The 5,578-nt window shown below is 63.9% G+C and carries 5 protein-coding genes; all 5 read left to right on the top strand.

What is annotated here, in order from left to right; all coding sequences use genetic code 11:
• Positions 1 to 23 precede the first annotated feature (23 nt).
• The 5 genes from Q7U29_RS05320 to Q7U29_RS05300 all read left to right on the top strand — a co-directional run bounded on the left by Q7U29_RS05320 (position 24) and on the right by Q7U29_RS05300 (position 5,452).
• Complete coding sequence (locus Q7U29_RS05320) at positions 24 to 416, top strand: PIN domain-containing protein (protein WP_304739254.1); 393 nt, start codon at positions 24 to 26, stop codon at positions 414 to 416.
• Positions 417 to 651: 235 nt separating this feature from the next.
• Positions 652 to 1,668 carry a Gfo/Idh/MocA family protein gene (locus Q7U29_RS05315; protein ID WP_304739252.1) on the top strand — a complete coding sequence of 339 codons (1,017 nt, stop codon included), beginning with the start codon at positions 652 to 654 and terminating at the stop codon, positions 1,666 to 1,668.
• Between the two features lie 14 nt (positions 1,669 to 1,682).
• Positions 1,683 to 2,831, top strand: a complete 1,149-nt coding sequence (locus Q7U29_RS05310) for a DegT/DnrJ/EryC1/StrS aminotransferase family protein (RefSeq protein WP_304739250.1) — start codon at positions 1,683 to 1,685, stop codon at positions 2,829 to 2,831.
• 43 nt (positions 2,832 to 2,874) lie between these two features.
• Positions 2,875 to 4,407 carry a murein biosynthesis integral membrane protein MurJ gene (gene murJ, locus Q7U29_RS05305; RefSeq protein ID WP_304739248.1) on the top strand — a complete coding sequence of 511 codons (1,533 nt, stop codon included), beginning with the start codon at positions 2,875 to 2,877 and terminating at the stop codon, positions 4,405 to 4,407.
• Positions 4,408 to 4,585: 178 nt separating this feature from the next.
• A complete protein-coding gene (locus tag Q7U29_RS05300) occupies positions 4,586 to 5,452 on the top strand; it encodes an outer membrane protein (RefSeq protein ID WP_304739246.1) in 867 nt (288 codons plus the stop codon).
• Positions 5,453 to 5,578: the final 126 nt, after the last annotated feature.

Here is a 5,578-nt window from a genome sequence, read left to right as displayed (position 1 = left end):
CTGGAGTCCGATCGGGCTGATCGATGATCTATCTCGACAGCTCGGTGGCGCTTGCCTATCTGTTGGCAGAAGATCGCTTCCCGCCGGATGAACTATGGGACGAGCAGCTGGTGTCCAGCAGGCTCCTGGAATGCGAAATCTGGAACCGCATCAACGCGCGCCGCCTGCAAAGCTCGCACGGTGATGCGGCGCGCAACCTGATCGGCCGCGTCGCGATGATTGAAATGGTCGGGCCCGTGCTCAAACGCGCGCTGCAACCATTTCCCGTTGCCGTGCGGACATTGGACGCGATTCACCTCGCGGCGTTGGAGTTTATCCGAGCGCAAAAGCAGGACGTGCTACTCGCCAGTTACGATGATCGCCTGCTTGCGGCGGCGCGCCTTCTCGGGATCGGGGAATGGAGCGCGCGCAGTTAATCGTCCATCCGGTGGCCCGCCGTAGCACGGCAGAACGAACCCACCGGTTTGGATGCAGCGAATCTGGCAGAACGAACCCAAACTTAATGCAGCGAATAGCTGGGAAAGACTGTAATTCTTTGAATCAAAACGTGTTTGGGCCCAATTCGGCTTTGTTCGCCACATCTGTGGCGGCGTGCTAGAGACCGACGGCGCGGGCAGGGGATTCCCGCGCTGCTGTTTCGGGGTGTTATTGATGACTTCCAAAAGTTCCGTATCCGCCAGCAAATTCGACGCCAGCCGCGCGCTTCGGGTCGGCGTCGTGGGCGCCGGCGTCATGGGCACCAACCATGCCCGCGTGCTGGCCGGGCTGCCGAACACCACGCTGGTCGGGATCGTCGATCCCTTGGCCGAGCATCGTGCGCGCGCCACCGAGCTTGCCGGCTGCCGCGCCTTCGCCGGTCTCGACGAACTGCTCGCGGAGGGCGTCGATGCCGTGACCATCGCAGCACCCACGCACCTGCATCACGAGGTCGCGCTCGCCTGCATCGCCCGCGGCATTCATATCCTGGTCGAGAAGCCGATCGCCCCCACCGTCGAGGAGGGGCGCGCCATCGTCGACGCGGCCGGCCGCGCCGGCGTGACGCTGATGGTGGGGCATGTCGAGCGCTTCAACCCGGCGGTCGCCGCCATCAAACAGGCGCTGGCGGGCGAAGACATTCTGTCGATCGCGATCACCCGCGTCGGCCCGTTTCCGCCACGGATGTCGAACGTCGGCGTGGTGATCGATCTCGCCGTGCACGACATCGACCTGATCCGCTGGTTCACCGAGTCCGATATCGTCGAGGTGCAGCCGCAATTGTCCAGCGCGATCGCCGAGCGCGAGGATATCGCGCTATTGCAGTTCCGCACCGCCTCCGGCGTTCTGGCGCATATCAACACCAACTGGCTGACGCCGTTCAAGGCGCGCAGCGTCACGGTTGCGACCCGCGGCAAATATGTGATGGGCGACCTCTTGACCCGCCAGGTCACCGAGTGTTTCGGCTTCAAGCCGGACGGCAGCTATTCGATGCGCCATCTTCCCGTCGGCCATGACGAGCCGCTGCGCGCCGAACTGATTTCGTTCATTGGCGCGGTGCGGTCCGGCGCGGTGCCGGCGGTGACCGGTGACGAAGGCGTCGCCAGCCTCGAAATCGCGATCCGCTGCCTGGAAACTCCGTCAAAGCCGGCCGCCTCTTCCGCCCGTAAGGGTCCGCGCCGCGTCGTCGGCTGACGTCAGAGAATTCCATGAACCAGCACACGCCAGCTCAAGCCATCGCCTTCATCGATATTATCGAACAGCGCCGCCGTCTGGGAAAGCGCATCGATGATGCGGTCGCTCGGGTATTGACGCATTGCCAGTTCATCAACGGGCCGGAAGTGGCGCGTCTGGAGGCTGACCTCGCGGAATTCAGCGGGGCGAAGCATGTGGTCGCCTGCGCGAGCGGCACCGATGCGTTGCTGATGGTGTTGATGGCGAAGAAGATCGGTCCTGGCGACGCCGTCATCTGCCCGACGTTTACCTTCTGTGCGACGGGCGAGGTGGTCGCACTTCTCGGCGCGACGCCGGTATTTGTCGACGTCGACGAGACAACCTTCAACATCGATCCTGCCTCCTTGAAAGAAGGAATCGTGGCGGCAAGAAAGCGGGGCTTGAAGCCGAGGGCCGTCATCCCGGTCGATCTGTTCGGCCAGCCAGCCGACCACCAGGCCATTTCGGCGATTGCCGAGGCCGAGGGGATGTTCGTGCTCGATGACGCGGCCCAGGGCTTCGGCGCCTCCTATGAGGGACAACCGCTGGGAACGTTTGGACTTGCGACCGCCACGAGCTTCTTCCCCGCCAAGCCTCTGGGCTGTTATGGCGACGGCGGAGCCATCTTCACCGACGATGCCGAACTTGCCGAGACCCTGCGCAGCGTGCGTGTGCATGGCCAGGGCTCCGATAAATACGATAACGTCAGGCTTGGCCTCACGGCGCGCATCGATACGATTCAGGCGGCGATCCTGATCGAGAAACTCAAGATATTCCCTGATGAGATCGCCGCGAGGAATGCCGCGGCCAAGCGATACAATGAGGGGCTGGGAAACGCCGTGATCGTTCCCCGCGTGGAGCAGAACCGCACCTCGGTATGGGCGCAGTACACCATCCGGCTTCCGGATGGCGGTCGCGATGGCTTGGCGGCGACATTGAAAGCGCAGGGCATTCCGACCGCGATCTACTATCCGAAATCGCTGCACCAGCAGACCGCCTACCGGGATTTTCCGGTCGCGAGCGGCGGTCTTCCCGTGAGCGAGAAGCTTTCCAGGGATGTCATCAGCCTGCCGATGCATGCCTATCTCGACGAGCCGACGCAGGAGCGGATCATCAAGGCTGTGCGCGGCGCGCTTTCATCCTGATTTCGCCATTTTGCAGCGCCGCTGCATGCTGTAGAAGCGGCTGATGCTTGGACGTATCTTCACCGTCGGCGGCTTCACGCTTCTTTCGCGGCTGACCGGTTTTGCGCGCGACATCATGCTCGCGGCGATCCTCGGTGCCGGTCCGGTGGCCGACGCGTTCTTCGTGGCCTTGCGGCTGCCCAATCACTTCCGGGCGATTTTCGCCGAGGGCGCCTTCAATGCGGCATTCGTGCCGGCGTACACGCATGTCCATGGCGAGCGCGGGGCGGCGTCCGCCAGTCTGTTCGCGAATCGCATCTTCACCCTGCTGTTCTTGACGCAGCTGGTGTTGCTGGCCGTGGCATGGCTGTTCATGCCGCAGGTGATCGCCATTCTGGCGCCGGGATTTTCCGCCGATCCGCTGCGCGGGGAACTCGCGGTCGAGCTGACCCGGATCACCTTTCCCTATCTGCTGCTGGTCACGCTGGTGACGCTGTATGGCGGCATGCTCAACGTGATGCACCGCTTCGCCAGCTACGCGGCGGCGCCGATTTTCCTCAATCTGTCGATGATGGCGACGCTGGCGCTGGCGGCGTTCTTTCCCGGCGTCGGCCATGCCGCCGCATGGGGCGTCCTGATCGCGGGCTTGCTCGAATTCCTTCTGCTGGCGGGGGACGCGGCCAAAAGCGGCATCCTGCCGAAATTCGCCCCGCTCAAGCTCGACGAGGATGTCCGCGCCTTCTTTCGCGCGCTGGGGCCTGCGACGCTCGGCTCGATGGGCACGCAGCTTGCGCTGTTCGCCGACACCATCATCGCGACCTTCCTGCCGGCGGGAGCGCTCTCGGCGCTGTATTATGCCGACCGGCTCAACCAGCTTCCGATCGGCGTGATCGGCATCGCCATCGGCACCGTGCTGCTGCCGGAGATGTCGCGGCGCCTGACGGCGAACGATCAGGCCGGCGCGATGGCGTCGCAGCGGCGGGCGTTCGACTTTACGCTGCTGTTCTCGGTGCCGTTCGTCGCCGCCTTCCTGACCGTGCCCGACTTCATCATGCGCGCGATGTTCGCGCGCGGTGCGTTCTCGAAGGCCGATGCCGCGGCGGCCGGCGCCACGCTCGCCGCTTACGCGATCGGATTGATTCCGTTCGTGCTGATCCGCAGCGCGGTCGCGACCTTCTATGCCCGCCAGGATACCGCGACGCCGGTCAAGGCGGCGCTGACCGGGATCGTCGTCAATATCGCGCTGAAAATCGCGCTGGTCGGCTCATTGGCCCAGGTCGGGCTCGCGCTCGCAACCGCGGTCGGCGCCTGGATCAACCTGCTGCTGGTGATCGCCTTCGCGGTGCGGGCAGGGTACCTCGAACTCGACCGCGCGCTGATGCAGTCCATGGCGAAGTTCGCCGGGTGCGGAATCGTGCTGGCGGGCGCGCTGTGGTCTGCCGCCTGGTTCGCAAATCAGCAAATGGCGCAATGGGGCGCGCTGCGCGACGAAGCGGCGCTGCTGCTCCTGATCGTCACCGGCGCGGCGGTCTATGCCGGCTCGATCCTGCTGCTGTTTGGCCGGGGTTGGCTGAAGTCGCTGGTGCGATCGACCTGAATTATATCGATTTTTCAATGGCGTGGGCGCGGAGTCACTCCATCTGCCGCCGCACTGGCGCATTTTTGCAACATCCGCGAGCAAAATGCGGGCGCGATGCAACCAGGAATCCCCAAGGCCGGGAATCTCCACTAGGCTCACGACAGGTTTTGATTTGATCTTATGGAGAGGGCCTCCCATGCGCGCTTCAACAATCAAGGCAATTGCGACCGCGGCGTTCACGGCGATGGCGGCAACTGCCGTAGCTACCGTAGCGTCCGCGGCGGATATGGCGCCGCGCTACACCAAGGCGCCGCCCCCGATCGTTGAAATCTGGACCTGGGACAAATTCTATATCGGCGTCAACGGCGGCTATAGCTGGGGCCGGTCGGACACGTCGGGCACGTTCTACAACAACGTGACCGGAGTTCAGCTCAGCCCAACCCAGAGCGGGAACATCAATCTCGACGGGTGGGTCTTCGGCGGCCAGATCGGCAAGAACTGGCAGTTCAATAATTGGGTCGTGGGTCTCGAAGCCGACGGCCAATGGACCAACGAAAAAGGCGGTCGCAACTTCACTTGCGTTACCGGACCGGTGGGCGGCGCTTGCAGCACCATTACTGGAGGACCACTTGCTGGCGTTGCCCCGACGACGACCTTCGACCAGGAGATTTCCTGGTTCGCGACCTTCCGTCCGCGGGTCGGCGCCCTCGTCACTCCGAGCGCGCTCCTCTATGTCACGGGCGGTCTCGCGGTCGCCGGCATCAAGACCAATGGTGTGATCAGCGGCTTCACCGCCGGACAGCTTCCGACCTCCGTGGCTTGGAGCAGCGACCAGACCAAGTGGGGTTGGGTGATCGGTGCGGGTCTTGAAGCCCGATTGGGCGGCAACTGGACCGGCAAGATCGAGGGCCTCTACATGGATTACGGCAGCGTCTCGGGCAGCCCCGCGCTGATCACCAGCGCCCCGCAGCTGCGCTTCGACTACAGCTCGAAGGTCACCGACGTCGTGCTGCGGGCCGGCGTGAACTACCACTTTGGCGGCCCGGTGGTCGCGAAGTACTGATCTCGGCGAAAGCCGCTCGCTACAGTGAAAAGCCCCGGCATCGTCCGGGGCTTTTTCGTTGGCGATCGCTTTTGCTGGCGATTGCAGTGCAACCGAATGTTTCCTCCCGGTCAGGGCTGCGAATTC

Origin of the sequence: Bradyrhizobium sp. (assembly GCF_030654605.1) — a bacterium.
Classification (GTDB): Bacteria; Pseudomonadota; Alphaproteobacteria; order Rhizobiales; family Xanthobacteraceae; genus Bradyrhizobium.
This window is presented reverse-complemented; position numbering and strand designations above follow the sequence as displayed.

Coding starts and splice junctions, on each gene's coding strand:
- Q7U29_RS05320 (WP_304739254.1), top strand. CDS start 24: ATGATCTATCTCGACAGCTCGGTGGCGCTTGCCTATCTGTTGGCAGAA.
- Q7U29_RS05315 (WP_304739252.1), top strand. CDS start 652: ATGACTTCCAAAAGTTCCGTATCCGCCAGCAAATTCGACGCCAGCCGC.
- Q7U29_RS05310 (WP_304739250.1), top strand. CDS start 1,683: ATGAACCAGCACACGCCAGCTCAAGCCATCGCCTTCATCGATATTATC.
- murJ (WP_304739248.1), top strand. CDS start 2,875: ATGCTTGGACGTATCTTCACCGTCGGCGGCTTCACGCTTCTTTCGCGG.
- Q7U29_RS05300 (WP_304739246.1), top strand. CDS start 4,586: ATGCGCGCTTCAACAATCAAGGCAATTGCGACCGCGGCGTTCACGGCG.